This is a genomic window from Bradyrhizobium sp. 199 (assembly GCF_023073355.1).
Taxonomy (GTDB): domain Bacteria; phylum Pseudomonadota; class Alphaproteobacteria; order Rhizobiales; family Xanthobacteraceae; genus Bradyrhizobium.
Genome location: NZ_JADPJI010000006.1, coordinates 131,485 through 156,897, shown reverse-complemented (window position 1 = coordinate 156,897; position 25,413 = coordinate 131,485). Strand labels below are relative to the sequence as shown.

Here is a 25,413-nt window from a genome sequence, read left to right as displayed (position 1 = left end):
GAATTGGGCAAGTCTGGGTTCAACGGCCAAAAACGCAGCAAAATAAACGCCATCGCCATGGTCGCGACCGGGCAGAGATATGGCCCGGTCAGGGCCTTGTCAACGGCGGGCGCATCGCGGCTAATTCATCATTTTGACAGACTTTTCGCGTTGCCAAGGCCCCCTGAATTGGGCGAGTGTCCGCCCCGCTCGAGCAGCCCCCTGCTTCAACATAAGGATTTTCCATGACCACCTCGTTCCCGGTAACCACCGGCCAGCGTTTTCGCCGTGCGTCCGCCCTGGCTGGCAGCCTCGCTCTGGCGCTGTCCCTGGCGTTCGCGGGCCCGCTCCGGGCCGCCGACGATCCGGTGCTGGCGAAGGTCAATGGCGCGGAAATCAAGAAGAGTGACGTCGCCATGGCCGAGGAGGAACTCGGGGCGAGCCTCGCCCAGATGGATCCGGCGACCAAGGACGAGAACGTCCTGTCGTTCCTGATCGACATGAAAATCGTCAGCAAGGCTGCCGAGGACAAGAAGGTCGCCGACAACGAGGAGTTCAAGAAGCGCCTGGCGTTCGCCCGCAACCGGCTTCTGATGGACAGCCTGCTCGCGGGCGAGGGCAAGGCGGCCACCACCCCCGACGCCATGAAGAAGGTCTATGAGGAGGCCTCAAAGCAGATCACCGGCGAGCAGGAGGTGCACGCCCGCCACATCCTGGTCGAGACCGAGGACGAGGCCAAGGCGGTGAAGGCCGAGCTCGACAAGGGCGCCGATTTCGCCGAGCTGGCCAAGAAGAAGTCCAAGGATCCGGGCTCGGCCGACGGCGGCGACCTCGGCTTCTTCACCAAGGAGCAGATGGTGCCGGAATTCTCGACCGTCGCCTTCGCGCTGGAGCCCGGCAAGATCTCGGACCCCGTGAAGTCGCAATTCGGCTGGCACATCATCAAGGTTGAGGAAAAGCGCAGCCGCAAGGCGCCGGACTTCGAGCAGGTCAAGACCCAGATCGAGAGCTACGTCACCCGCAAGGCGCAGGCCGAGTATGTGGCCAAGCTGCGCGCGGAGGCCAAGGTCGAGCGGCTGGACCAGCCGGCGGCGGACGCGTCGAAGGATGCGAAGCCGGCCGACGCAGCCAAGCCGTCCGACAGCAAGATGGCTCCGCCTGCCAAGAAGTAAGACCACGAAGAAGCAAGAATTCGCTGTCACTTCGCTGACGCCAAGAGTATCTAACCTATCGTGATGCCCGGCCCCCGTGCCGGGCATCTGCATATCCAGACCCCACCAAGGCTCCCGCGATGTCCTCCTCCGTCTCTCCGCTCGCCCCGAAGAACGTTCCCGACATGCCCGTGATCGCGGGCGTCCGTCTTGCGACGGCCGAGGCCGGCATCCGCTACAAGAACCGCACCGACGTCCTGCTCGCCGTGATGGACAAGGGCACCGCGGTCGCCGGCGTCTTCACCAAATCGAAGTGCCCCTCCGCCCCCGTGGAATGGTGCCGCGCCAAGCTGAAGGGCGGCAAGGCACGCGCCCTCGTCGTCAATTCCGGCAACGCCAATGCCTTCACCGGCAAGACCGGCCGCGCCTCCAGCGCGCTGACCGCCAAGATCGCGGCCAAGGCCGTCGGATGCAGCGAGGGCGAGATCTTCCTGGCCTCGACCGGTGTGATCGGCGAGCCGCTGGACGCGACCAAGTTCGACGGCGTACTGGGCCGGCTGGCTGAAGCTGCCGAACCCGGCGACTATCTCGCCGCGGCCAAGGCGATCATGACCACCGACACGTTCCCGAAGGTTGCGACTGCGACCGTCAAGCTCGGCAAGGCCAAGGTCACCATCAACGGCATGGCCAAGGGCGCCGGCATGATCGCCCCCGACATGGCGACGATGCTGTCCTTCATCTTCACGGACGCGCCGATTGCGCCCGCCGCACTGCAGGCGCTGCTCAAGGCCGGCGTCGAGGACACCTTCAACGCCGTGACGATCGATGGCGACACCTCGACTTCGGACACATTGCTGGCCTTCGCCACCGGCGCTGCCGCCGAGCAAGGGGCACCCAAGATCAGCCGCGCGAGCGATCCGCGCCTGAAGGCCTTCGTCAGGGCGTTCAACCAGGTGCTCGCCAACCTCGCCGAGCAGGTGGCGCGCGACGGCGAGGGCGCGCGCAAGCTGGTCGAGATCACGGTCGAGGGCGCCAAGACCAAGGCCTCGGCACGCAAGATCGCGATGTCGATCGCGAACTCGCCGCTGGTCAAGACCGCGATCGCCGGCGAGGACGCCAATTGGGGCCGCGTGGTGATGGCAGTCGGCAAGGCCGGCGAGCCGGCCGACCGCGACAAGCTCTCGATCTCCTTCAACGGCATCCGCGTCGCCAGGAGCGGCGCGCGCGATCCCGACTATGACGAGGCTCAGGTGTCGGAAGCGATGAAGGCGCCGGAGATCGCGATCAAGGTCTCGCTCGGCCTCGGCAAGGGCCGCGACCGCGTCATGACCTGCGACCTCACCAAGGAATATGTCGCGATCAACGGGGACTACAGGTCGTAATCTCCACGGCTGTCATTCCGGGGCTCGCGAAGCGAGGGCCCGGAATCCGGAAGTTATGCCGCTTGAGATTCCCTGGTGCGCGACCGCGCAGCATGGTTCGATGCAAGCGCATCGCCCCGGAATAATGCCTCTGGCCTACCCCGAGATCCGCGCGTCCGCGACCGCTTTCTTGAACAGCGCATTCATCGCGTCCGAGATGCCGTCGGTCGGGCTCACCTCGAAATACAGGCCCGGCGAAGCGCAGCTCTGCATGTTCTGTGCGATCTCGCTATTCGGCGACGGGCCATAGGGGCCGGCATTGAACGGATCGATCCATTTCTTGTACCAGCCGTTGGTGGGCAGCGCGAGATAGGTCGTGTACAGCACGGCGACCTTGACGCCGCGGTCCTTCATTGTCTTGCAGAGCACAGGGTTGAGCGGGGATTGGCACCGCGAGGAGCCAGAAAGCGGCTTCAAACAGCCCTTATTGCTTTCGTCGGCGACACCGTCGGAAACGAAGAAGAGATACTTCAGGGGAGCGTTGGATTGACCGCTTCCGGGATTGGGTATCTCGTTGTTGATGGCCGGAAAGATGTCAGTGAACTGCGTGTCCTGATCCTTGGTATAGCTGTCGTTGTTGCCGTAGACGCCCATCAGGTCGATGTTGCCAGCCGCCGTCTTCGCGCTCGACAAATTCGAGGACAACGGGAACAGCGCACGCAAGCCGATTGTCTTCGACGCCGCGCCGAAATCGTAGATCGCCATGCGGAACTGGTTCGAATAGGTCTGGCTCGCGGCAGCAGTGTCCATCAGCGATTGCGTCGCGCTACGCAGCACATCGATCCGCGTGGTCACGCCAATGCTCTTGGCCAGATTGTAGTAGTTGTCGGGGTCGTTGTAGTCGTGACAGGCGAAGGCGCACTGGTCGTTGGGTTTGAAGCTGCTGCCGGTGGTCGCATTGACCAGCTTGGTGACGTCGGCCGGCGTCGCCGCCACGCCCATCGACGGCGAATTGTCCAGCAGCAGGTAGAAGTCGACATAGAGCGGCATGGTGGCCGTCGCCATCGACGTGCCGCTCGCCGTCAGGGCGGTCTTGCCGATCACGCCGAGGAACATGGTCTTGATGCTGCCGCTGAACGAAACGGCCGAGATGATTGTCGAACCCTTCTTGACCACGGTCGGCGTGAGGCTGTCGAGCGTATAGCCGCTCAGGTTGGCGACGTTGGCATTGAAGATGTTACTTGCGTCGGTGACACCGGCCGGGATTGCACCGTCCGACGTCATCGCGCCCGCAGCCGCAAAGGCCGGCGAAGCCTTGGCGATCGCACCGACACTGGCGGCGTCGGCCGCAGCCTGAAGCTTGGACCGCATCTGCGTCGCGCGGGAATAATCGACCGCGCAGCCGACCACCGTGATCAGGGGGACGCAGGCGAGTGCGAAAATCACCGCGATATTGCCGCGCCGATCGCGAACGAACCGGCGGATGGTGGTGCGAAGCACAGCGCGCATGGATCGAGCCCGGAATGGTTTAAATATGTTCCCACTCTAGGAACCGTTGATTAAATATGACTTATGGGGAGCCGGTAAGAATCCGAGCCGTCACAGGTTAACGAACAGTTACCGATGATCTACAGCGAGCGAAACTTTCACGCATGGCCGATCTCAAGCTAACACTGGTGGTGGCCTGCGCGCTGGTCGATGCCGACAAGCGCGTCCTGATCGCGCAGCGCCCCGAGGGCAAGACGCTCGCCGGCCTCTGGGAATTTCCCGGCGGCAAGTGTGAACCTGGCGAGCGGCCTGAACAGAGCCTGATCCGCGAGCTCCACGAGGAGCTCGGCATCACCGTCGCCGAGCCGTGCCTCGCGCCGCTGACCTTCGCCAGCCACGGCTATGAGAGCTTCCACCTGCTGATGCCGCTCTATATCTGCCGGCGCTGGGAAGGACAGGTGGCGCCGCGTGAAGGCCAGGCTCTAGCCTGGGTCCGCGCCAACAGACTGCGCGATTATCCGATGCCGCCCGCGGACATTCCGCTGATCCCGCATTTGATCGATTTGTTGATGTGAGGCCGTGCCCATGTAGCAGCAAGGCTGGGTCCCGGCTCTGCGCAGCAGCGCAAGAGCGCTGCAGCGCGTCCGGGACACCCATCAGTCTTCAGTCTTTCCCGGCCTTCTTCACCGCCTCGGCCAGGCTCGCTTTGGCCGATCCCGGCTTCAGCGGCTGCTGCTGGCTCGCATGCGGCGCCCAGCCGGAGAGCCAGATGATGTCGAAGGTGGCGCGGATGCGGCCGTCGGCATCGGCAAAGCGCTCGGTGTAGATCTCGGCCATCCGGAGCAGCGTCGCGCGCCGCGACGGCGTGCGCCGCCGCTCGATCAACACATTGGCGGCGCCCATGCGGCGGACATCCTGCATCAGCGCGAACGCGTTGGCGTAACGCACCACGACACGATCGACATCGGTCACGGGCAGCGCGAAGCCGGCCCGCTGCAACAGCGCGCCGATGTCCCGCAGATCCGCAAACGGCGCCACCCGCGGCGACACCCCGCCCTCGCATTCGGCCTCTGCCGCGGCAAAGGCCTGGCGCAACTCGGTGAGGCTGTCGCCGCCGATCATCGCGGCCAGCAGCAGCCCATCGGGCCTCAAGGCGCGGCGCACCTGCGCGAGCACGCCCGGCAGGTCGTTGACGAATTGCAACGCCAGCGCCGAGACGACGAGGTCGAGACTTTCCGGCGCAAAGGGCAATTTCTCAGCACCCGTCGCATCGAGCGCGATCTGCTCGATGGCGGGCAGGCGCCTGCGCAACACCGCGAGACCTTCGCCGGGCGTCCAAAGATCGGCCGCCGCATGAAACTCGCGCATCACCGCCGCCAGCCGATCGGACATGTCCTCGGCGACCCGATCGAGCAGAAACGTAGCCTCGCCCTGTGCCCGCGCGCGGCGCTGCCGTGCGTGCAGCAAGGCTCGATCGAACAATGCGGGCGGGGATTGCTGGGTCTGAGCCATGCCGCTGGTTACGCCGATCGTGCTGGTTATTGCAATCTCCCCTCTCCTGTCCCGGACGCGCGGCAGCGCTCTTGGCGCTGGAGCGCGTCCGGGACACGTGAGTGCCGCTTGAGTGCCGTCGAGCCGGGCGCTAGCTTTCCCCTATGAAAGCCGACGCCGCCCTCACCCGTTCCATCGCCACATCTTTCCGTGCCGCGTGGACGGCCGGGGGTCACATCATGTCGCGCGCGGCACGGCTCGCGCTCGACATTGCGCTGCCGACGCAGTGCGTGTCCTGCCGCGAGCCGGTCGATGGCCAGGGCGTTTGCGCTTCGTGTTGGGCGCGGCTGTCGTTCATCGAGCGGCCCTACTGCCCGCGGCTCGGCATTCCCTTCGTCTATGATCCCGGCCCGGACATGCTGTCGATGGAGGCCATCGCGAGCCCGCCGGCCTACCAGCGGGCCCGCGCCGCCGTGCGCTATGACGACGTCGCGCGCACACTGGTGCATGCGCTGAAATACCAGGACCGCACCGATCTGGCGCCCGCCATGGGCCGCTGGATGGCCCGCGCGGGCGGCGAGTTGCTGGCCGGTGCCGACATGCTGGTGCCTGTTCCCCTACATTGGCGGCGGGCGTGGCGGCGCCGCTACAACCAGTCCGGGGCGCTGGCGCAGACCATCGAGCGCCAGAGCGGGGTCAAGACGAGGGCTGAGGTGCTGCGCCGGGTGCGCGCCACCGAGCAGCAGATCGGCCTGTCGCGAGCCCAGCGCGCCACCAATGTGCAGGGCGCGTTCCAGGTATCCCCGGACCGTCAGGCTGAAGTCCAGGGCCGCCGCATTGTCCTGATCGACGACGTCCTGACCTCCGGCGCGACGCTGGATGCCTGCGCGCGGACCCTGCTGCGCGCCAAGGCGGCCCAGGTCGACGTGCTGGTGTTCGCCCGGGTTGTGGAGGTCAGGTAAGGTCCCATATAATTCAATGAATTCATGACATGAGAGCGCCAGACGAGATGACCGCTGCTGTCGAGATCTACACCAGGCCGGGCTGCGGCTATTGTTCCGCCGCCAAGTCGCTGCTGACCCGCAAGAAGGCGGCTTTCACGGAATTCGACGTCGCCAAGAACCCTTCCTGGCGCGCCGAGATGTACGACCGCGCCGGCGAGGGCTCGACTTTCCCGCAGATCTGGATCGGCGGAACTCATGTCGGCGGCTGCGACGACCTCTACGCACTCGACCGCGAAGGCAAGCTCGACGGCATGCTCGAAAGCGTGAAGGCAGTGTCATGAGCCGGGATCAAGCTCAAGACAGGACCTTCACCGCCGCGATGGTGCAGATGCGCACCGGGTTGATGCCCGAGCCCAGTCTCGCCCAGGCCACCAGGCTGATCCGGCAGGCTGCGGCAAATGGCGCCGACTACGTGCAGACGCCCGAAGTCAGCAACATGATGCAGCTGAACCGCAAGGCGCTGTTCGAGCACCTCCAGAGCCAGGAGGACGACACCTCGCTGAAGGCCTACCGCGCGCTCGCGGCAGAGCTGAAGATCCATCTCCATGTCGGCTCGCTGGCGCTGCGCTTTTCGTCCGAGAAGGCCGTCAACCGCTCCTTCCTGATCGGGCCCGAGGGGGATGTGCTCGCGAGCTACGACAAGATCCACATGTTCGACATCGAGCTGCCGGACGGCGAGAGCTATCGCGAATCCGCCAATTACCAGCCGGGCGAAACCGCCGTGATCTCCGACCTGCCCTGGGGCCGCGTGGGCTTGACGATCTGCTACGACGTGCGCTTTCCCGCGCTTTACCGTGCCCTCGCCGAGAGCGGCGCGTATTTCATCACCGTGCCCTCGGCCTTCACCCGCAAGACCGGCGAAGCGCATTGGCACGTGCTGCTGCGCGCGCGCGCGATCGAGACCGGCTGCTTCATCTTCGCCGCGGCGCAGGCAGGCACCCACGAGAACAAGCGCGAGACCTATGGTCATTCGCTGATCATCGATCCCTGGGGCGAGATCCTCGCCGAGGGCGACGTGGAACCCGGCATCATCATGGCCAAGATCGATCCGGCCAAGGTCGAGACCGCGCGCCGCGCCATCCCTTCGCTCCAGCACGGCCGCCGCTTCGGCGTGTCCGACCCCAAGGCGGGGCCGGATCATCTGCACCTCGTGCGGGGATCGGCATGATCCGCTACGCGCTTCGCTGCGACCGGGACCACGATTTCGAAAGCTGGTTCCAGAGCTCGTCGGCCTATGATTCACAGGTAAAGCGCAAGCTCGTGGCCTGCCCGATCTGCGGCTCGGCCAAGGTCGACAAAGCGATCATGGCGCCGCGCATCGTCGGCAAGAAGGGCCGCGGGCGGGCGAGCCCGCCGCCAGAGCCCGCGACCGCAACCACGCCCGAAGCCGCACCATCAGGTCCAACCTCGCTGCTGATGGCGCAGGAGAAAGAGCTGCGCACCAAGCTGAAGGAGCTGCGCGATCACATCGTGAAGAACGCCGACAATGTCGGCCAGCGCTTCGCCAATGAAGCCCGCGCGATGCATTACGGCGACAAGGAGCATCGTCCGATCTACGGCGAGGCCTCGCCGGAAGAAGCGAAGTCGCTGATCGACGAAGGCATCGAGGTTTCGCCGCTGCCGACGCTGCCGGAAGACCGGAATTAGGCTTTCGCCTCCTTCGTCATGGCCGGCTTGACCCGGCCATCCACGCCTTTCTTTCTCGTGGACACAAAGAACGTGGATGCCCCGGACGAGCCCGGGCATGACGGCGGCTGGATGAGTTGGCTTACACCCCCACCAATAGCGCCACTCCGACCACGATCAGCACGATGCCGAGAATCTCGCGCGGCGCGATCGGCTGCTTGAACGAGTAATACGCCACGCCTTGCGCGAACAGCACCTCGATCAGGGCGAGCGTGCGGACATTGGCGGCGGCGGTCAGCGCGAAGGCCAGGAACCAGAATTGAGAGGCGAAAGCGCCCATGAAGCCCGCGAGCATCGACGGCTTCCACAGGCCCAGGATTCCGCGCAACACGTCTGGCGCGCGCCAGAGCAGATAGATCGTCAGGATCAGCGTCTGCACGAACAGGCCGAGCACCAGTGTGAATGATGCCGCAGTCACGAACGAGACATCAGGCACGTTGATGATGGCGCCACGAAAACCGACCGCGGAGAGCGCGAAGGCCGCAGCAGCAACGAGGCCGGTGATGGTCGGCCTCAATTCCGCGAAACTCTTCTCGCCGCCGGGCCGCAGCGCGGTGATGACGACACCGACGGTCGCGATCACGATCGCCAGCACCTTCAGCCAGGTCAGGTGATCGCTGAGGAAGACGAAGCCGAAGATCGCGGTCTGGATCGCCTCGGTCTTGAGATACGCCGTCGTCACCACGAACGAGCGGTCGTTCATCGCAAGCAGCATCAGGCCCGTGGCGACGATCTGGCTGAGCGCCCCGAGCAGCAGCCACGGCCAGAACGCGGTCGGCGGCATGCCGAGATGATCGCCGGTCGCGATCAGCACCACCCCCAAGAACAGCACCGAGAACGGGAAGCCGAACAGGAAGCGGATATTGGTCGCACCCCAGGTCCCCAGCGGCTTCGTCAACGACCGCTGCATCGCATTGCGGGCAACCTGCCCGAGCGCGGCAATGACGGTGAAGGGGATCCAGAGGCTGGCGACGGTAAGCATGAGGGACGTGAATGATGCTTTAACAGGAAAAGATGCGACCAGCGTGCAAGCTGAGACCTGCGCGGTCAACCAGCACGGAAGTCATGGGAGCGATGTCCGTGCAACTGCTGTCGCAGGGACGACAGCGCTTGTGGAGAAGCAGCCCGCATCCCACTCCCCCCTCACACCATCCCTTCGGCCACCACCATGTAGTTCACGTCCATGTCCGACGAGAGCGTCCATTTGTCGGCGAAGGGTGAGTAGACCACGCCGGTCTGCTCGGTGATGACGAGGCGGTTGTCGAGCAGATATTTCGTCAGCTCGTCGGGGGTGACGAACTTGTTCCACTCGTGGGTGCCGCGCGGCAGCCAGCGCAGGACGTATTCGGCGCCGACGATGGCGAGCGCAAAGCTCTTCCAGTTGCGGTTCAGCGTCGAGACCACCATGAGGCCGTTCGGCTTCAGCATCGAGGCGCAGCGCTTCAGGAAGACGCCGACATCGACGACGTGCTCGACCACTTCCATCGCCAGCACGATGTCGAAGCGCTCGCGCGGGTCGATCTCCTCCACCGTGGTGCAGCGGTAGTCGATCGCAAGATGGCCTTTGTCGGCATGCAGCTTCGCCGCGGCGATGTTGCTGACCGACGGATCGACGCCGATGACCTGGGCCCCGAGGCGCGACAGCGGCTCGCACAGCAGGCCGGCGCCGCAGCCGATGTCGAGCACGCGCAGGCCGCCGAGGCAGTTGAGACTGCGCACATTGCGTTCGAACTTGCGGCAGGCCGCGTCGCGGATGTAGCCGAGCCGCAACGGGTTGATCCGGTGCAGCGGCGCCATCTTGCCGTTGGGATCCCACCACTCGGCCGAGAGCTTTGAGAATTTCGCGATCTCGGCGGCGTCGACGGTCGAACCCGGCTGGGCAGTGGCGGAAGTATTTTGCTGCATGCTCATGGTTTACGCGCGGTCCTACCGCGTGGTGATCGAACTACGGAAGGCGAGCGGCGAGGCGATGGTCTTGATCGTCTCGATCCCCTCGCCAACGCCGCGAATCGTCACGTCGCCGTAGTTGAGAATACGCCCAAGGATGGTCTGATCGACATCCACGCTCTCGACCTTGTCCAGCGCCATCTCGAAGGTGCGGCGCTTGATGAACCCGGTCTTGTGCACGACCCTGAGATTGGTGACGTCGGTCTCGGTCGTGAAGCGGTGGAACCAACCCTTCATGGTCCAATAGAGGGCGGCGAGGGCCACCAGCGCCGCGGCGACGAGACACAGCAGCACGAGCCCTTCGACCGTGGTCTGCCGCGAGACCACGAACAGGCCCAGGGCCACGATCCAGGCCAGAATCGCCGGAAAATAGAAGATCCAGTGCGCATTGGTCGAATACAGCACCCGCTCGCCGGGCTGCAGGATCTCGTCGATGTAACGCGCCATGACCTCGGTTAACCCATTGCCGCACCCGGCCCCGCAGGAACCCGCTTGCCCCCGGCCCCGCCGCTATGTATACGCGCGGTCGGTGTCCGCAGGCACCTGTCCGGTGCGGGTCACCATACTGATCCCTTTGAAGGAATGCACGCGTCGTCATGAGCCGCCTCGTGATGAAATTCGGCGGCACATCGGTCGCCAACATCGAACGTATCCGCAACGTCGCACGCCATGTGAAGCGCGAGGTCGACGCCGGCCATGAAGTGGCCGTGGTCGTCTCGGCGATGTCCGGTAAAACCAACGAGCTGGTGGCCTGGTGCACCGAGGCCTCGCCGATGCACGACGCGCGCGAATACGACGCCGTCGTCGCTTCCGGCGAGCAGGTGACCTCCGGCCTGCTGGCCATCGCGCTCCAGGGCATGGGCATCCAGGCCCGCTCCTGGCAGGGCTGGCAGATCCCGATCAAGACCAGCGACGCCCATGCCTCGGCCCGGATCGAGGACATCGACGGCAGCGAGATCATCAAGCGCTTTCAGGAGCGCAAGGAGGTCGCGGTCATCGCCGGTTTCCAGGGCATCAACGCCGAGACCAACCGCATCACCACGCTAGGCCGCGGCGGCTCCGACACCTCGGCCGTGGCGATTGCCGCAGCCGTCAAGGCCGACCGCTGCGATATCTATACCGACGTAGACGGCGTCTACACCACTGACCCGCGAATCGTGCCGAAGGCCAAGAGACTCGACAAGATCGCGTTCGAAGACATGCTGGAACTGGCATCCCAGGGCGCAAAGGTGCTCCAGGTCCGCTCGGTGGAACTCGGGATGGTCCACAACATGCCGATCTTCGTCCGCTCGAGCTTCGACAAGCCCGAGGATATCGATCCGCATGCCAACCAGCCGCCCGGCACGCTGATCTGCAGCGAGGAGGAGATCATGGAAAGCCACGTCGTCACCGGTATCGCCTTCTCCAAGGACGAGGCCCAGATCTCGGTGCGTCAGATCGAGGACAAGCCGGGCATTGCGGCTTCGATCTTCGGCCCGCTGGCGGACGCCAACATCAACGTCGACATGATCGTGCAGAACGTCTCCGAGGACGGCAAGACCACCGACCTCACCTTCACGGTGCCGGCGGCGGACTATACCCGGGCCAAGGACACGATTACCGCCGCCAAGGGCAAGATCGGCTATATCAGGCTCGATACCGCCACCGACGTCGCCAAGATCTCGGTGATCGGCAGCGGCATGCGCAGCCATGCCGGCGTCGCGGCCCAGGCGTTCTCGGCCCTCGCGGGGCGGAATATCAACATACGGGCCATCACAACCTCCGAGATCAAATTCTCGGTGTTGATCGACACGGCCTATACCGAGCTTGCGGTGCGCACGCTGCACACGCTCTACGGCCTCGATCAGGCCTGAAGCGCGACCGTCGTCGCGCTTCAGGTTGTTGTTTGAGCATGGTCTTTTCGGAAAACCGCTTCGCACTTTTCCGGGCCATGCCTGGACTAATTTTCTGTTAGCGCTCGCAGCAAACGCGAAGGTGTACACACCTTCGCGCTTGGCAGGCGTTTTGCTTGGCAAAACAAGCCTCAATTCGCTATACGGCGAACAGGGTGGGCTGCCGGAGACTGTGTCCCAGTTCAGGCGGCGCCGATTCGGTGCAAGCGAGAAATCTCAAGTGATTTTGGGCTTGCGCCGGCGCCGGACGAACAAATTGGTTGTTTTTCTTGAATTTCGGGCCAGCCGCCGGCCGATACCGCCGGGCCGGGCAGACGGAGGAGATTGACGGGACATGCGGAGCGCGTCGGGAGGTCCCCGCGTCTTGTTGAGACGGCTCCGCGAAACAATGGCGGAGCAGGTCTCGGCCCAGGAGCGGCTGGACAAGATCGTGGTGCTGATCGCCGCCAACATGGTGGCCGAGGTGTGCTCGGTCTATGTGCTGCGCATCGACAACACGCTGGAACTCTACGCCACCGAGGGTCTCAACCGCGAGGCGGTGCACCACACCGTGCTGAGCGCCCACGAAGGTCTTGTCGGCCTGGTCGCCAGTGAGGCCACGCCGCTCAACCTAAGCGATGCGCAGAGCCACCCGGCCTTCTCGTTCCGTCCCGAGACCGGCGAAGAAATCTACCACTCCTTCCTCGGCGTGCCGATCCTGCGGGCCGGCAACACGCTCGGCGTGCTGGTGGTGCAGAACCGCGCCAAGCGCAACTATGTCGAGGAGGAGCTCGAGGCGCTGCAGACCACCGCGATGGTGCTGGCGGAGCTGATCGCCTCCGGCGAACTCTCCGCGCTGGCCCAGCCGGGCCAGGAGCCGGCCGCACGCCATTCCGCGCAGAAGGTCGGCGCCATCCTGTCCGAGGGCATCGCGCTCGGCCACGTCGTGCTGCACGAGCCGCGCGTCGTCATCAAGGACTACATCGCCGAGGACCTGCCCAAGGAGATCAAGCGGCTCGACACCGCGCTCGCCAAGCTGCGCGCCGATCTCGACCGCATGCTGGAGCGCGGCGACGTCGCCGAAGGCGGCGAGCACCGCGAGGTGCTGGAAGCCTACCGCATGTTCGCCAACGACCAAGGCTGGTCGCACAAGCTGCACGAGGCCGTCGCCACCGGCCTCACGGCGGAGGCCGCGGTCGAGCGTGTGCAATCCGACACCCGCGCGCGCATGCTCCGGTCGACCGACCCATATCTGCGCGACCGGCTGCACGATCTGGAGGATCTCGGCTACCGCCTGATGCGGCAGCTGGTCGGCCAGGACCATGCGCCCTCGCGCGAGCAACTTCCCGACAACGCGATCGTCATCGCGCGCGCGATGGGCCCGGCGGCGCTGCTCGACTACGACCGCAAGCGCCTGCGCGGCATCGTGCTGGAGGAAGGCACCGCCAACTCCCACGTCTCGATCGTGGCGCGCGCGCTCGGCATTCCCGCGGTCGGCGAAGTCCCGAACGCGCCCGGCATCGCCGATCCCGGCGACGCCATCATCGTCGACGGCACCTCCGGGTCGATCTATGTGCGCCCCTCTCAGGAAGTCGAGGCCGCCTTTGCCGAGCGCGTGCGCTTCCGCGCCCGCCGCCAGGCGCAATATCTGGCGCTACGCGACCGGCCCTGCGTCACCAGGGACGGCCAGAAGGTCGAGCTGATGATCAACGCGGGTCTTGCCATCGACCTGCCGCATATCGAGGACACGGGCAGCGCCGGCATCGGCCTGTTCCGCACCGAATTGCAATTCATGGTCGGCCAGAGCCTGCCACGCACCAGCGACCAGCTTGCGCTGTATCGCACCGTCCTCGATGCCGCTGGCACCAAGCCCGTTACCTTCCGCACCCTCGACATCGGCGGCGACAAGGCGCTGCCTTATATGGAAGCCGTGATCGAGGAAAATCCCGCGCTCGGCTGGCGCGCGATCCGGCTCGGGCTGGATCGCCCCGGCCTGTTGCGCGGCCAGATCCGCGCGCTGCTACGCGCCGGCGGCGGCCGTGCGCTGCGCATCATGTTCCCGATGATCTCGGAGGTCGCCGAATTCGATTCGGCGAAGGCGCTGGTCGAGCGCGAGCTCACTTACTTGCGTCAGCACGGTCACACGCTGCCTGAAAGAATCGACATCGGTACCATGGTCGAGGTGCCGGCCCTGCTCTATCAGCTTGACGAGCTTCTGAGGAAAGTCGACTTCATCTCGGTCGGCTCTAACGACCTGTTCCAGTTCCTGTTCGCGGTCGACCGCGGCAACGCGAAAGTCTCGGAGCGCTTCGACACCATGTCGGCGCCGATCCTGCGCGCCCTGCGCGAGATCGCGCAGAAATCGCAAGCGGCGAAGAAGTCGCTTTCGCTCTGCGGCGAGATGGCATCCAAGCCAATCGGCGCACTGGCGCTGATTGGGCTGGGCTATCGCTCGCTGTCGCTGTCGGCGACCGCACTCGGACCGGTCAAGGCGATGGTGATCGACCTCGATGCAAAGAAGGCCGAAGCCATGCTCGGTCCGCTCCTGGACGCGCCGGCGGGTAGCGTCTCGATCCGGCAGAAACTGACGGAATTTGCCGAGGCCGAAGGCCTGGCGTTGTAGCGGGCCTGTCGCCCCGTTTCGCTCCCTCGCCTCCTTCCGCCATTTGAGACTGAACCGATGTCGTCACTCCCCGAAGCCAAACTGGACGTCCTGCTCGCCCATCATGCCTCGCTCGAGGCCGAATCGCTGGGGCAGCTCGCCTCCGAACGCTACGTGCAGATCACGCGCGAGCTCGCCGAGATCACGCCGCTGATCGAAGCGGTGAAGGCCTATCGTTCCGCCGTCAAGGAACTCGCCGACACCGAGGCGCTGATCGCCGATCCCGCGACCGATGCCGAGATGCGCGGCATGGCGGAAGCCGAACGCGACGAGCTCGCACCGAAAATCGAGGAGCTGGTCCAGAAGATCCGCGTTGCGCTGCTGCCCAAGGACGCCATGGACGATCGCAACGTGGTGCTGGAAATCCGCGCCGGCACCGGCGGCGACGAGGCCTCGCTGTTTGCTGGAGACCTGTTCCGGATGTACGAGCGCTTCGCTGCCTTGCAGGGCTGGAAGGTCGAGGTGATCTCGGCCAGCGAAGGCACCGTCGGCGGTTACAAGGAAATCATCGCGGAGGTGCAGGGCCGCGGCGCGTTCTCCAAGCTGAAGTTCGAATCCGGCGTGCATCGCGTGCAGCGCGTGCCCGACACCGAGACGCAGGGGCGCATTCATACTTCGGCAGCGACGGTCGCTGTGCTGCCTGAGGTCGAGGACGTCGACGTCGACATCAAGAACGACGACCTCCGCATCGAGACCATGCGCGCGCAAGGAGCGGGCGGCCAGCACGTCAACAAGACCGAATCGGCGATCCGCATCACCCACATCCCGACCGGCATCGTGGTGATGATGCAGGACAGCCGCTCGCAGCACAAGAACCGCGCCTCCGCCATGAACATCCTGCGCTCGCGCATCTACGACGCCGAGCAGCAGCGCCTCGATGCCGCGCGCTCGGCCGAGCGCAAAGAGAAAGTCGGCTCCGGCGACCGCTCTGAGCGCATCCGCACCTATAATTTTCCGCAAGGGCGCGTCACCGACCACCGCATCAATCTGACGCTCTACAAGTTGCCGCAGGTGATCGCCGGCGAGGCGCTCGGCGAATTGGTCGACGCACTGACCACCGAGCACCAGGCCGCGCAGCTCGCTGCACAGGGCGTAGCGGCCTGAATCCGGCCTTCGGTGTGTCTCGCCGCGCAGGATATTGCGAAGACGTTCTGATCGTCATAGGCAGTCAGGGATCCCCTCCCTCGCTGCGAGGCGCGATCAAACGCGCTCCTTTCCGTTGACGCAAGCAAGCCTGCCGATCTATCCAATGCCAGGCAGGATGGTTCTATTGACGACAGGCTCCGATCCCGGAAGCAGCATAGAGAGCGCGCGTCGCGCGCTCACCGCGCGGCTGCAATCGGCCGGCGTCGAGGAGCCCGCCCTCGATGCGCGCCTGCTCGTTGGCGCTGCTCTGGAGCTTGATCTGACCGGGCTGATGACGCAGGCGGCACGACAGCTCACGCCTGAGGAGACCGCGCGCCTCGAACGGTATGCGCAGCGCCGGCTGGCGCATGAGCCGGTCGCCCGCATTCTCGGCGCGCGGGAATTCTGGGGCATGCCGTTCCTGCTGTCCGAGGCGACGCTGGTGCCGCGGCCGGACACCGAGACCGTTGTCGAGTTGGCACTTGAGATCTTTCGCGGGCTCACGATATCGGGGCAACGTCCGCAAATCGCGGATATCGGCGTCGGTTCGGGCGCCATCCTGCTTGCGCTGCTGCACGAAATTCCCGATGCGTTTGGCATCGGCACGGATGTCAGCCTGACGGCCCTCAACACGGCACGCGACAATGCGGCCGCCCTGGGCCTCGCCGATCGCGCCGGCTTCATTGCCTGCTCCTATGCGTCGGCGCTCCGCGGCCCGTTCGACCTCATCGTGTCGAACCCGCCCTATATCCCCTCGGCCGAAATTCCGACATTGAGCATCGAGGTCCGCGAGCACGATCCGCACCTGGCGCTCGACGGCGGCAATGACGGCTATGACGCCTACCGCGCCCTGATTCCGCAGGCGAGCGAGCGTCTCGCCCCTGGCGGAGCGCTGATCGTCGAGGCCGGCCAGGGCCAGGCGAGAAATATTGAAACCCTTATGGCGGCCGCGGGTTTATTGGTGGACAGGCCACCCAAGGCCGACCTGGCGGGCGTTCCGCGGGCCGTCTCGGCCCGAAAAATGCCCCCATAAAAGCCGGATTGGCTTGCAAAAAGCTCTTGGAATATCCCTTGGGAACGACTACGTTTCGGTCAACACATCGGTGCCGGCCCCGTAGACCTACGGGCGAAAGCCGGGCTCTCGGGCGAGAGCTTTACTGATAAAGGTTCCAAGCCGCAGGTCCTGAAGCGCGATAGCCAGTGAAGCTGCGCTGCTCTCCGACCGCAAGTGAACGAAAGCCTGATATTGCGCTCGAAGACTTACGCAACACCGCTGGGCTTGTTTCGGCAAGCAAAATGAATGGGTTCGCTGGCGATCAGTGCTGGCGGGTGGGGAACGCGTCCTTGTTGAACGCGACGGTCGACGAACATCGGCAGGGCTGGATGCACTCTTGCGCGCGGTTGCGCGCGAGACCTGTGAGCCGCTGTCGCCGGGGCACTCCTGGCAATCTGTAACGCGTGCAACGTTTAGGGCTGGAATTAAAGGCAGGACATGAGAAACGGTCAGAACAAGCAGCGGATGCGCAACCGCAACAATAATAACAACAACAACAACAACAATAACCGGCGCAGCCAGAACCCGATGACCCGGGTCTACGAGTCCAACGGACCTGACATCAAGATCCGCGGCACCGCCTCGCACGTCGCTGAAAAATATCTCCAGCTCGCGCGCGACGCGCGCACCTCCGGTGATCCCGTTGCGGCCGAGAACTACTACCAGCATGCCGAGCATTATTTCCGCCTGATCGCGGCGGCCCAGGAGCAGTTCCGCCAGAACCAGCAGCCGCGCGGCGACGAGCCCGTCAGCAGCCAAAGCGACGACGGCGATGACGACGGCGAGAATTTCTCGAATTTCGGCCAGGAGCCGGGCTTCGTTCCGCAGCCGCCGCAGCAGGCTTTCGTGCGCGACCGCGACGGCCAGCGCGAGCATCACCAGCGTGACCAGCAACGCGACAACCAGCAACCCTATCAGCGCGACAACCAGCAGCCGCGCGAGCACCGCGAGCGCGATCATCGTCCGCAGCCGCAATATCAGCCGCAGCCGCTACCCGCGAACCAGCCGCAGCCCGTCGTCGCCGATGCCGGCAACGTCGATCGCCTGCCGTCCTTCATCACCGGCGCGCAGCCGCAAGTGAATGTCGGCGCGAATGGCGGCCAGGCCGGTTTTGAGGGCGGTGCCGGCGGTGGTGAACGCTTTCCGCGCCGGCGGCGCCGGCCGCATGGTCCGCGCCCCGAGCGCGAGGCAGCTCCAGCGGCATCGAGCGACGATCTCGCGCCCGGCGAGTGAGCTTGTTCTGGTCTTCGATCTGAAATCGTCCCGGCCCCGCCGGGACGATTTTTTTTCAGCTGCGCGTCACCGTCGTCGAGGACGGCACCAGCACCGGCTTCGCGAGCGAGGGAATAAGCCGCGCTCGTTCGCGCTTGGCGGGGATCGCGCGGTAGACCTGCTTGGTGGCCTCCACGATGTGCACGCCGGCAAAGGGCAGCGACAGCGCCGCGCCGGCGCGCTCCCACATCTGCGCCGATTTCAGCACCCAGCCGCCGGCATAGGGCGGCATGAACAGCGCTTCGCCCCAGGCGGTCGGCGTGAACCAGGTCTGGCGCAACAGATCGGTGATCTGCGAGCGCGAATAGGGCCGACCGTGGCCGAACGGCGTGCTGTCGGTGCGAGTCCACACCCCGCGTCGGTTCGGAATCACCGCGATCACGCGCCCGGACGGCGACAGCACGCGCCACACCTCGCGCAGCAGTGCGGCCGGATCGTCCGACATCTCGAGCGCGTGGACCAGCAGGATGCGGTCGACCGCGGCGTCTGGAAGCGGGAGCGAGAATTCGTCGACCAGCGAGGCCAGCGCCGGCCGTCCCGTCGGCCATTTCAGGACGCCCTGGGCCGCCGGCATGAAGGCGATACAGCGCTCGGCATCTTCCCGGAACAACCCCAGATAGGGCGTGGGATAGCCAAGGCCGAGCACGCGCTGGCCGTCGGCGCGCGGCCAGCGCTCCCTGAGGCCGCGATTGATCATTTGCCGCGCCACGATCCCCAGGCGGCGGGAATAGAACTCGCGGAGGTCGACGACATCAATGGTCATGACGCCAATCTAACATGCGCAAGGCCGCCGCCGCGCGCGGAATATTGCATTGCCTGCGCAACGTTAACGCCATATTTGTCTGACGGAGCTGAGCGCGATCGGAGATGACATGGCCGCCGAGATTCGTACTTTCACCTGTTTGAACGATAATTTCGGCTATCTGATCCACGATGTGGAAACCAAGGCGACGGCATCCGTCGACGCGCCTGAGGCCGGTCCGATTGTGAAGGCGCTGGAGCACGAGGGCTGGCAGCTCACCGACATCCTGATCACCCATCATCACGGCGATCATGTCGGGGGGGTCGCCGAACTCAAGCGCAAATACAATTGCCGCGTCGTCGCGCCGCACGACAAGACCAATGAGATTGCGAACGTCGATCTGCGCGTCGCCAATGCCGACGTAGTCAAGATCGGCAATCTGCTGGCGCGCGTGATCGAGACGCCCGGCCACACGCTCGACCACATCTCCTACGTGTTCGACACCGAGAAGGCGGTGTTCGCCGCCGACACGCTGTTCTCGATCGGCTGCGGACGCGTGTTCGAGGGCACCTACCCCATGATGTGGGATTCGCTTCTGAAGCTGCGTGCCCTGCCCGACGACTTCAAGCTCTATTGCGGCCACGAATACACGGCCTCCAACGTCAAGTTCGCGCTCACCGTCGATCCCGACAATGCGGCGCTCCAGGCCCGCGCGGCGGAGGTGGCCAAGCTCCGGGCTGAGAACAAACCGACCATTCCGACACTGCTTGGCGAGGAGAAGCGGGCAAACGTGTTCCTGCGCGCCGATGAACCGTCCGTCGCGGCCAGGCTGCACATGAAGGGGGCGGATGCCGCCGCGGTGTTCGGCGAGCTGCGCGAGCGCAAGAACAAGTCCTGAAGACCAGTCCTGACGGAGACCGATGCCCGCCGCAGCCGAGATCATCGCGCGCCTGGAACTGCGGCCGCATCCGGAGGGCGGCCATTATCGCGAGACGTTTCGCGATCAGGCCACCGACGCCAACGGGCGTTCGTGCTCGACCCTGATCTACTTCCTGCTCGCATGTGGCGAGCGCTCGCACTGGCATCGGGTCGATGCGGTCGAGACCTGGCACTACTATGCCGGCAGTCCGCTGACGCTTCGTATCGCGCATGAAGGCTGCACGCAGCACGTCGTGCGCCTGGGCATTGATCTTGCGAATGGCGACCGGCCGCAGGCGATCGTTCCGGCGCAAGCCTGGCAATCCGCCGAGACGACGGGCGAATGGACGCTGGTCGGCTGCACCGTGGCGCCTGCATTCGAGTTCGCAGGCTTCGAGCTCGCACCGAAGGGCTGGGAGCCGTAGCTCCCCTCACCTCTTCCGCAGCACCAAGTCCTTCGCCGCGATCAGGCCACCGCCGGCGATCAGGATTGCAGCAATCGCGATGTTGGCGCTGGCTTTTGCAAAACCGGCTGCGATCAGGAATCCGGTCGAGAGCAGCGGCGTCGCGTAGGAGGCAGCGCCGAGCACGCGGATGTCGCCACGCTTCATGCCGATGTCCCAGGCGTAGAAGGCGGCACCGACGGGGCCGATGCCGAGCGCGATCACGGAGAGCCATTGCAAGCTCGTCTCCGGCCACACCGTGGTTTCCAGCAAGCCATGCATCAGCCCGGCAAGCAATGCGGTGGCCAGACAGAATCCCGCGACCGCATCGGTCGGCACGGCCTTGAGCCGGCGCGACAGCACCGAATAGGTCGCCCAGACGAACGCAGCGATGAAGGCCGCGACCAGTCCCGGCGCCTGGCCCGGCGCGAAGCCGGAGGCGTTGCCGGCAAACAGCAGCACGGTGCCGACGAGGCCGAGCACCGCGCCGACGATGTGATGCAGCGCGAGCCGCTCGCCCGGCAACAATGACGAGAACAGCACGATCAGGAGCGGCCACAGATAATTCAGGAGCCCGGCTTCAGCCGGCGGCGCAAAGCGCAACGCGAGAAAGTACAGCGCGTGATAGCCGAATAGGCCGCCGACGCCGACGGCCCAGACGACGAGCGGCTGGCGCAGGCTTTTCGCCGCCTCGCCGCGGCCGATCCAGGTGATCAGACCGACGAGGCCGCCGATCGCGAAGGTCATCGCGGCGAGCTGGAACGCCGGGATCTTTCCGGTCGCGACCGTCATCACGGACAGCAGCGACCACATCAGGATCGCGGTCAATCCGATCAGCGTGGCTGTGCGCGAGGTCATCAATCAAAGGCCCGAGGACGATGATGCCCGGCACGAGGCCGGGCATTGTCGTCTTCACTATCGCCTTGTCGCGCTAGACGCTACAGGCTTTTGGCTTCAGGGGGCCCGGCGCTAGCTCAGGCCTGATATTGACCGCCATTGATGGTCATGGTGGAGCCCGTGATGAAGCCGGCCTCATCGGCCGCGAGGAACACGACCGCGCGCGCAATCTCCTCGGGTTCACCAAGTCGGTTGACCGGGATCTGCGGGATCACGTTCTTCTCCAGAACATCCTTCGGCACCGCCTGCACCATTTCGGTGTTGATATAGCCGGGGCAGATCGCATTCACGGTAATGCCGCCCTTGGCATTCTCAAGCGCCAGCGCCTTGGTGAAGCCGATGTCGCCGGCCTTCGCCGCGGAATAGTTGACCTGACCGAACTGCCCCTTCTGGCCGTTGATCGACGAGATCGAGATGATGCGGCCGAATTTGCGCGAACGCATGCCCTCGATGACCTGGCGCGTCATGTTGAACAGCGAACCGAGATTGGTGTTGATGACGGCGTTCCACTGATCGAGCGTCATCTTGTGGAAGGCGGTGTCGCGGGTGATGCCGGCATTGTTGACGAGCACCTCGACCGGACCGAGATCGGCCTCGACCTTCTTCACGCCCTCGGTACAAGCTTCGAAACTGCTGACGTCCCATTTGTAGACCGCAATGCCGGTCTCGGCCTTGAATTTCTCCGCCGCCGCGTCGTTACCGGCATAGCTCGCCGCAACCTTGTAGCCTGCGGCCTTCAATGCCTTGCTGATCGCAGCACCGATGCCCCGCGTACCACCCGTGACCAATGCAACACGTGCCATGTCGTATTCCTTCCCTTGGACTCTTCGAACGTTTCTGACGTGATCGCTTTTTAACTGCGGATTATGCGGGACGTTTGACGGACATCAAGAACAAAACGCCCGGCGTTGAGCCGGGCGTTTGTATTTAGTCGAGGCTTGCGCGGTTGCGAAGAATATTTGATTTGCAACCGCTGCCTTTTTAGTCGCGTGCAACGCACTAACCGGTGTGCAGCGCACGCGCGAATGATACGTCCGTTACGTGTAAGCTGTCTTCAGTCGCGCGCGATGCACATGGCGATGCCCATGCCACCGCCGATGCACAGCGTGGCAAGACCCTTCTTCGAATCACGCTTCTGCATTTCGTGCAGCAGCGTCACCAGCACGCGAGCACCGGACGCGCCGACCGGATGGCCGATCGCAATCGCGCCGCCGTTGACGTTGACCTTGGAGGTGTCCCAGCCGAGGTCCTTGTTGACCGCGCAGGCCTGCGCCGCGAAGGCTTCGTTGGCCTCGATCAAGTCGAGATCGCCGACGTTCCAGCCGGCCTTCTTCAGCGCGGCGCGCGAGGCCGGGATCGGGCCCGAGCCCATGATCTTCGGATCGACGCCGGCCTGCGCCCAGGAGACGATTCGCGCGAGCGGCTTCTTGCCTTCCTTGGCCGCCTGCTTGGCCGTCATCAGCACCACGGCGGCCGCGCCGTCATTGATGCCGGATGCAGAGCCAGCGGTGACCGTGCCGTCCTTTTCGAAGGCGGGCTTGAGCTTTGCCATGCCGTCGAGCGTTGCGCCGTGACGCGGATATTCATCGGCGCTGACGACCACGTCGCCCTTGCGGGACTTGATGGTGACCGGGACGATCTCGTCGTTGAACTTGCCGGCCTTCTGCGCTGCCTCGGCCTTCTGCTGCGAGGCGACCGCGAACTCGTCCTGCTGAGCACGGGTAATCTGCCACTGCCGTGCGACGTTCTCGGCGGTGTTGCCCATGTGGTAGCCGTTGAAGGCATCCCACAGGCCGTCCTTGATCATGGTGTCGACGAACTCGACCTGGCCCATCTTGACGCCGCCACGCAGATATTGCGCGTGCGGGGCCATGCTCATGGATTCCTGGCCGCCGGCGACCACGATCTCGGAATCGCCGTTGAGCAGCGCCTGATAGCCGAGCGCGATCGTGCGCAGGCCCGAGCCGCACAGCTGGTTGACGCCCCAGGCCGGGCTCTCCACCGGAATGCCGGCGGCAATCGAGGCCTGACGGGCCGGGTTCTGACCCTGGGCGGCAGTCAGGATCTGACCCATGATGACTTCCGAGACCCGGCCGGGCTCGATGCCACCGCGCTCCAGCGCCGCCTTGATGGCGATGGCGCCGAGATCGTGGGCGGGAAGGGTCGCGAACGCTCCGTTGAAGCTTCCGACCGGGGTGCGGGCGGCGCTGACGATGACGACATCGTCTGACATGGGCATCTCCTGAGGCTTGAGGTTTCTTGAAAAGGGGCAGGCGGGGCTAAGGAAAACGGCTCGCCAGTCTCGTCGGCCATCCTGTTAACGTCGTTGAGGCATGTCAATCGGCAGACGACCGAATTCATGCCGCAGCGCATTCAAAATAGCGTTCTTGGCGCTTTCGCAAGCAAGATTTTGCTGCGCAATTAACCGTGCCGCACAAAACGGTAGCGTGACCCCTTTGAAAATGCTTATTTTGTTGCGTTGCGTACGCTTCCCGCCCTGCGGCATAGCCCGCCGGGTTCCCGTTCTCCGCGCTTGCAAGTGAGAGCCCATGGCGAAATCAGACCAACCCACCACCATCAAGAAATACGCGAACCGCCGGCTCTATAATACCGGGACGAGCACTTATGTGACGCTGGAAGACCTCGCCTCCATGGTCAAGGACGGTGAAGATTTCCTGGTTTACGACGCCAAGACCGGCGACGATATCACCCGCTCCGTGCTCGCCCAGATCATCTTCGAGCAGGAGAACAAGGCCGGCCAGAACCTGCTGCCGACGACCTTCCTGCGCCAGCTCATCCGCTTCTACGGCGACAGCATGCAGATGGTGGTGCCGAAATATCTGGAGCAGGCTATCGCGTCGCTCACGCAGGAGCAGGAAAAGTTTCGCAAGCAGATCGCCACCTCGCTCTCCGGAACCCCGTTTGCGCCGCTGGAGGAACAGGTCCGCCGCAACATGGAGCTGTTCCAGCAGACTTTTTCCATGTTCAAGCCCTTCGTCCCGCCCCGCGCGGGAACAACCGCTGAGCCCGAGCTCGATGCGAATGCAGAGGCGCCGAAGGACAGCAACATCGACGATCTGCGCCAGCAGATGAAGGAAATGCAGGAACGCCTGGAGCGGATGTCGAAGAAGGACGAGTAGGTCTTTTCTTCGATCCGGCGCGTTCGCATTCGCGGGCGTGTTTGGCAGCTTTGCCCGACTGCCTCCTCGAACTCGTCATTGCCTGTGCGAGCGAAGCGAATCGATCCAGAGAGTCTCCGCGGAGGTAGTCTGGATTTGCTTCGTCGATCAGCACAAAATTGCTGCGCAATTTGTCGCGAGTTCCTCGCAATGACGGAGCTCGCGGAAAAAGTGCGGATCAAGCCGCCAGCTTCACTGCATGCGCAAAGTCCCAATAGAGTTTTCGCGCTTTGGCGTAGAACGGGCCAGGCTTCAGCTCGCGCTCGTCGATGCGGATCACCGGGGCGACCTTGGCGAAATTGCCGGTGGAGAAGATCTCGTCGGCGACCAGGAAGTCGGCATAGCGCAACGTCTTCTCGATCACGGTGACGCCGTCGCCGCGAAGCAAGTTGATGACGCGCTGGCGCGTGATGCCGTTGAGGAACGTGCCGTTGGGCACCGGAGTATAGACCACGCCATCCCTGGCCATGAACACGTTTGAATTGCCAAACTCCGCCACGTTGCCGAGCATGTCGAGCATCAGCGCGTTCTGGAAGCCGCGGGAAGCGGCTTCCGCGAGCGCGCGCGAATTGTTCGGATAGAGGCAGGCCGCCTTCGCCTCCACCGGGGCGCATTCGACGGTGGGCCTGCGGAACGGTGACAGGGTGATGGCGTTGCCGACGGGCTTCGGCATCGGCGCCTCGTAGATGCACAGGCACCAATTGGTGGTCTCGGGGTCGAACAGCACGCCGCCACCCGCGCCGTTCTGCGCCCAGTACATCGGACGGACGTAGAGCTCGGCATTGGCCGCAAAGCGTGCGATGCCTTCCGTTGCGAGCGTGAGCCAGGTGCAGGTATCGACCACCGGCTTCAGGCCAAAATTGATCGCGGATTGATTGGCGCGCGCGACGTGACGGTCGAGATCGGGCGCGACGCCCTCGAATGCGCGAGCGCCGTCGAACACCACGGAGCCGAGCCAGGCCGCATGCGTGCGCGGACCCATGATCGGCACATTGCCGTCGTGCCATTTGCCGTCGAAGAAAGTCCAGCTCGGCGAGTACTCGATCGGCTTCCTGATTTCGGCCATGACCGGGCTCCCCTTTGCGTGATGCCGCATTATAGCGTCACTATTGGACGCAATTTCTAAATGATTCCCTGCCGGGC

25 protein-coding genes are annotated in these 25,413 nt (G+C 64.5%); 15 read left to right on the top strand and 10 right to left on the bottom strand.

Annotated features, from left to right (window positions below; genetic code table 11):
• Positions 1 to 224 precede the first annotated feature (224 nt).
• Both IVB28_RS21145 and argJ read left to right on the top strand, forming a co-directional pair.
• On the top strand, positions 225 to 1,151 hold the full coding sequence (locus IVB28_RS21145) for a peptidylprolyl isomerase (RefSeq protein ID WP_247528784.1): 927 nt from the start codon (positions 225 to 227) through the stop codon (positions 1,149 to 1,151).
• 119 nt (positions 1,152 to 1,270) lie between these two features.
• Positions 1,271 to 2,512 (top strand): bifunctional glutamate N-acetyltransferase/amino-acid acetyltransferase ArgJ, encoded by a 1,242-nt coding sequence (gene argJ, locus IVB28_RS21140; RefSeq protein ID WP_247528781.1) that lies wholly within the window; start codon positions 1,271 to 1,273, stop codon positions 2,510 to 2,512.
• Positions 2,513 to 2,647: 135 nt separating this feature from the next.
• Here the strand turns inward: argJ and IVB28_RS21135 are convergent, their stop codons facing one another.
• The gene (locus IVB28_RS21135) at positions 2,648 to 4,000 is read right to left on the bottom strand and encodes a TadE/TadG family type IV pilus assembly protein (RefSeq protein ID WP_247528779.1); all 1,353 of its coding nucleotides are present in this window, start codon (positions 3,998 to 4,000) and stop codon (positions 2,648 to 2,650) included.
• 143 nt (positions 4,001 to 4,143) lie between these two features.
• Here IVB28_RS21135 and IVB28_RS21130 point away from each other — a divergent pair, with 143 nt between their 5' ends.
• Complete coding sequence (locus IVB28_RS21130; protein ID WP_247528777.1) at positions 4,144 to 4,554, top strand: (deoxy)nucleoside triphosphate pyrophosphohydrolase; 411 nt, start codon at positions 4,144 to 4,146, stop codon at positions 4,552 to 4,554.
• 88 nt (positions 4,555 to 4,642) lie between these two features.
• Here the strand turns inward: IVB28_RS21130 and IVB28_RS21125 are convergent, their stop codons facing one another.
• Complete coding sequence (locus IVB28_RS21125; protein WP_247528774.1) at positions 4,643 to 5,491, bottom strand: methyltransferase domain-containing protein; 849 nt, start codon at positions 5,489 to 5,491, stop codon at positions 4,643 to 4,645.
• 143 nt (positions 5,492 to 5,634) lie between these two features.
• Between IVB28_RS21125 and IVB28_RS21120 the strand changes: the two genes are divergently transcribed.
• Genes IVB28_RS21120 through IVB28_RS21105 form a run of 4 tightly spaced genes read left to right on the top strand, consistent with a single transcriptional unit; the run spans position 5,635 to position 8,121 of the window.
• Entirely contained in the window at positions 5,635 to 6,432 is a 798-nt protein-coding gene (locus tag IVB28_RS21120) for a ComF family protein (protein WP_247528773.1), read from the top strand.
• 47 nt (positions 6,433 to 6,479) lie between these two features.
• Positions 6,480 to 6,755 (top strand): glutaredoxin 3, encoded by a 276-nt coding sequence (gene grxC, locus IVB28_RS21115; protein WP_247529113.1) that lies wholly within the window; start codon positions 6,480 to 6,482, stop codon positions 6,753 to 6,755.
• On the top strand, positions 6,752 to 7,642 hold the full coding sequence (locus IVB28_RS21110; protein ID WP_247528771.1) for a carbon-nitrogen hydrolase family protein: 891 nt from the start codon (positions 6,752 to 6,754) through the stop codon (positions 7,640 to 7,642). The genes grxC and IVB28_RS21110 overlap by 4 nt, the downstream gene beginning before the upstream one ends.
• Positions 7,639 to 8,121, top strand: coding sequence for a DUF1178 family protein (locus tag IVB28_RS21105; RefSeq protein WP_247528770.1), 483 nt, complete (start codon positions 7,639 to 7,641; stop codon positions 8,119 to 8,121). The genes IVB28_RS21110 and IVB28_RS21105 overlap by 4 nt, the downstream gene beginning before the upstream one ends.
• A gap of 121 nt (positions 8,122 to 8,242) precedes the next feature.
• Here the strand turns inward: IVB28_RS21105 and IVB28_RS21100 are convergent, their stop codons facing one another.
• From IVB28_RS21100 to IVB28_RS21090, 3 genes are all read right to left on the bottom strand, one after another.
• On the bottom strand, positions 8,243 to 9,142 hold the full coding sequence (locus tag IVB28_RS21100; protein WP_247528769.1) for an EamA family transporter: 900 nt from the start codon (positions 9,140 to 9,142) through the stop codon (positions 8,243 to 8,245).
• 161 nt (positions 9,143 to 9,303) lie between these two features.
• Positions 9,304 to 10,071 (bottom strand): bifunctional 2-polyprenyl-6-hydroxyphenol methylase/3-demethylubiquinol 3-O-methyltransferase UbiG, encoded by a 768-nt coding sequence (gene ubiG, locus IVB28_RS21095; RefSeq protein WP_247528768.1) that lies wholly within the window; start codon positions 10,069 to 10,071, stop codon positions 9,304 to 9,306.
• A gap of 15 nt (positions 10,072 to 10,086) precedes the next feature.
• Entirely contained in the window at positions 10,087 to 10,554 is a 468-nt protein-coding gene (locus IVB28_RS21090; RefSeq protein WP_247528766.1) for a PH domain-containing protein, read from the bottom strand.
• A gap of 149 nt (positions 10,555 to 10,703) precedes the next feature.
• Between IVB28_RS21090 and IVB28_RS21085 the strand changes: the two genes are divergently transcribed.
• The 5 genes from IVB28_RS21085 (at position 10,704) to IVB28_RS21065 (ending at position 18,052) form a co-directional block, all read left to right on the top strand.
• Complete coding sequence (locus IVB28_RS21085; protein ID WP_247528764.1) at positions 10,704 to 11,960, top strand: aspartate kinase; 1,257 nt, start codon at positions 10,704 to 10,706, stop codon at positions 11,958 to 11,960.
• 373 nt (positions 11,961 to 12,333) lie between these two features.
• Positions 12,334 to 14,601 (top strand): phosphoenolpyruvate--protein phosphotransferase, encoded by a 2,268-nt coding sequence (ptsP, locus tag IVB28_RS21080; RefSeq protein ID WP_247528761.1) that lies wholly within the window; start codon positions 12,334 to 12,336, stop codon positions 14,599 to 14,601.
• Between the two features lie 57 nt (positions 14,602 to 14,658).
• Positions 14,659 to 15,744, top strand: coding sequence for a peptide chain release factor 1 (gene prfA, locus IVB28_RS21075; protein WP_247528759.1), 1,086 nt, complete (start codon positions 14,659 to 14,661; stop codon positions 15,742 to 15,744).
• Positions 15,745 to 15,901: 157 nt separating this feature from the next.
• Positions 15,902 to 16,798, top strand: a complete 897-nt coding sequence (prmC, locus tag IVB28_RS21070) for a peptide chain release factor N(5)-glutamine methyltransferase (protein WP_247528758.1) — start codon at positions 15,902 to 15,904, stop codon at positions 16,796 to 16,798.
• A gap of 459 nt (positions 16,799 to 17,257) precedes the next feature.
• Entirely contained in the window at positions 17,258 to 18,052 is a 795-nt protein-coding gene (locus IVB28_RS21065) for a DUF4167 domain-containing protein (protein ID WP_247528757.1), read from the top strand.
• 55 nt (positions 18,053 to 18,107) lie between these two features.
• Here the strand turns inward: IVB28_RS21065 and IVB28_RS21060 are convergent, their stop codons facing one another.
• On the bottom strand, positions 18,108 to 18,854 hold the full coding sequence (locus IVB28_RS21060; protein ID WP_247528756.1) for a methyltransferase domain-containing protein: 747 nt from the start codon (positions 18,852 to 18,854) through the stop codon (positions 18,108 to 18,110).
• Between the two features lie 109 nt (positions 18,855 to 18,963).
• On the opposite strand from IVB28_RS21060, the gene gloB reads away from it, so the two are divergent.
• Together gloB and IVB28_RS21050 are read left to right on the top strand one after the other, a co-directional pair.
• Positions 18,964 to 19,731, top strand: a complete 768-nt coding sequence (gloB, locus tag IVB28_RS21055; RefSeq protein ID WP_247528755.1) for a hydroxyacylglutathione hydrolase — start codon at positions 18,964 to 18,966, stop codon at positions 19,729 to 19,731.
• Between the two features lie 22 nt (positions 19,732 to 19,753).
• Positions 19,754 to 20,176: a cupin domain-containing protein gene (locus IVB28_RS21050; protein WP_247528754.1), complete on the top strand. Its 423-nt coding sequence runs from the start codon at positions 19,754 to 19,756 to the stop codon at positions 20,174 to 20,176.
• 6 nt (positions 20,177 to 20,182) lie between these two features.
• On the opposite strand, the gene IVB28_RS21045 is transcribed toward IVB28_RS21050, so the two are convergent.
• The 3 genes from IVB28_RS21045 to IVB28_RS21035 all read right to left on the bottom strand — a co-directional run bounded on the left by IVB28_RS21045 (position 20,183) and on the right by IVB28_RS21035 (position 23,324).
• Positions 20,183 to 21,052, bottom strand: a complete 870-nt coding sequence (locus IVB28_RS21045) for an EamA family transporter (RefSeq protein ID WP_247528752.1) — start codon at positions 21,050 to 21,052, stop codon at positions 20,183 to 20,185.
• Positions 21,053 to 21,168: 116 nt separating this feature from the next.
• Complete coding sequence (gene phbB / locus IVB28_RS21040) at positions 21,169 to 21,894, bottom strand: acetoacetyl-CoA reductase (RefSeq protein WP_247528751.1); 726 nt, start codon at positions 21,892 to 21,894, stop codon at positions 21,169 to 21,171.
• Positions 21,895 to 22,145: 251 nt separating this feature from the next.
• Positions 22,146 to 23,324 (bottom strand): acetyl-CoA C-acetyltransferase, encoded by a 1,179-nt coding sequence (locus tag IVB28_RS21035; RefSeq protein WP_247528750.1) that lies wholly within the window; start codon positions 23,322 to 23,324, stop codon positions 22,146 to 22,148.
• 316 nt (positions 23,325 to 23,640) lie between these two features.
• Between IVB28_RS21035 and phaR the strand changes: the two genes are divergently transcribed.
• Positions 23,641 to 24,231, top strand: a complete 591-nt coding sequence (phaR, locus tag IVB28_RS21030; RefSeq protein WP_247528748.1) for a polyhydroxyalkanoate synthesis repressor PhaR — start codon at positions 23,641 to 23,643, stop codon at positions 24,229 to 24,231.
• 217 nt (positions 24,232 to 24,448) lie between these two features.
• On the opposite strand, the gene IVB28_RS21025 is transcribed toward phaR, so the two are convergent.
• Positions 24,449 to 25,336: a branched-chain amino acid aminotransferase gene (locus IVB28_RS21025; RefSeq protein WP_247528746.1), complete on the bottom strand. Its 888-nt coding sequence runs from the start codon at positions 25,334 to 25,336 to the stop codon at positions 24,449 to 24,451.
• Positions 25,337 to 25,413 lie beyond the last annotated feature (77 nt).